Below are 1,537 nucleotides of genomic sequence, written 5' to 3' on the forward strand. Positions count from 1 at the left end.
GGTGGTTATCGGAAAGCCCTGCGCTTGATGGAACACGCCAATAAGTTTGGGATGCCGATTTTAACGTTTATCGACACCCCAGGCGCTTGGGCAGGCATAGAAGCCGAACACCAAGGACAAGGGGAAGCGATCGCCTATAATCTACGGGAAATGTTTTGCTTTGATGTGCCAATTATCTGCACAGTCATCGGCGAAGGTGGTTCTGGTGGCGCTTTAGGTATTGGCGTAGGCGATCGCCTCATGATGTTTGAACACGCCGTTTATACCGTCGCTACCCCCGAAGCCTGTGCCGCCATTCTGTGGAAAGATTCTAGCAAATCTCCCCAAGCAGCAGTCGCCCTCAAAATTATTTCCCACGACCTGAAAAACTTGGGAATCATCGACGAAATATTACCTGAACCCACTGGTGGCGCTCATTCTGACCCACTCAAAGCCGCCACAACTCTCAAGCAGAGCTTATTAGACAACTTAGACCAACTCAACCGCTTAACATCTCCAGAACGTCGGCAACTCCGCTATGAAAAATTCCGTAAAATTGGTGTTTTTACTGAAGCTGCCCACTAATCCTGCGAGAAAATAACCGCTTTACTCATCAGCAATGTTATAATGCCTATGGCTACTTAAAGATTTTTAACAATCTCAACAGCCATAGGTTTTTGTATTTTAAGCAAATCAACTTGATTTGATTCAGTGATTTGCCTGTTATTCAGTAATCACATTTAAATCTATGACATAATTTCCCAGTTAAACATTTGTTATCCTGACTGGGAACACACCTGACGGGAAAAAATACCCACGCTCACAGAAAAAATTAGCAGTTAGTTATCAACCATAAATCATCGGAAATTCAGGTTAATTAAATTTAACCCATCCGCAAGATTTGGGTAATTGGCTGGTGGAAAAAAGTTTTCAGAACTGCCAACAAAATTGGAGACAGCATGAGTCTTGATAAACGACGCGCCCTAATTACTGGGGCTAGTAGTGGAATTGGCAAAGCAACGGCTTTAGCATTTGCCAAGGCGGGAATTGATGTCGCCTTAGTCAGCCGTTCTTTAGATAAGTTAGAGACAGTAGCCCAAGCAGCTAGACATACAGGAGTAGTAGCCAAAGCTTACGCTGTTGATCTTGCGAATATAACTCAAGTCAAAGCAGAAATAGAGGCGATCGCCCTTGACTTTGGAGGCATAGATATATTAGTAAATAATGCGGGCATAGCATACACAGCCAACCTGAGCGAAACCCCCTTAGAAGATTGGCAGAAAGTCATAAACTTGAACCTCACCAGCGTCTTTCAATGCCTGATGGGAATATTACCCGGAATGCGCTCACGCCACACAGGCACAATAATTAACGTCGCCTCAATTGCTGCCAAGCAACCCTTTCCTGGTTGGGGAGTATACAGCGTCAGCAAGGCTGGTGTAATGGCACTTTCTCAAACCTTGGCACAAGAAGAACGCGCCCACGGCATTCGTGTCACAGCCATTTGTCCTGGTGCTGTCAATACCGAACTCTGGGACACAGAAACCGTCCAGTCAGA

The 1,537-nt window shown here is 45.3% G+C and carries 2 protein-coding genes; both read left to right on the forward strand.

Translation table 11 applies throughout. The features are described from left to right. Positions 1–564 (forward strand): carboxyl transferase domain-containing protein (locus NSP_RS01340; RefSeq protein ID WP_017803732.1); only part of this gene is annotated, 564 nt, incomplete at its 5' end. Positions 565–938: 374 nt separating this feature from the next. Continuing rightward, positions 939–1,537, forward strand: a 599-nt coding sequence (locus NSP_RS01345; protein WP_017803733.1) for an SDR family oxidoreductase, incomplete at its 3' end; no start/stop codon positions are given.

Origin of the sequence: Nodularia spumigena CCY9414, from assembly GCF_000340565.2 — a bacterium.
GTDB lineage: Bacteria > Cyanobacteriota > Cyanobacteriia > Cyanobacteriales > Nostocaceae > Nodularia > Nodularia spumigena.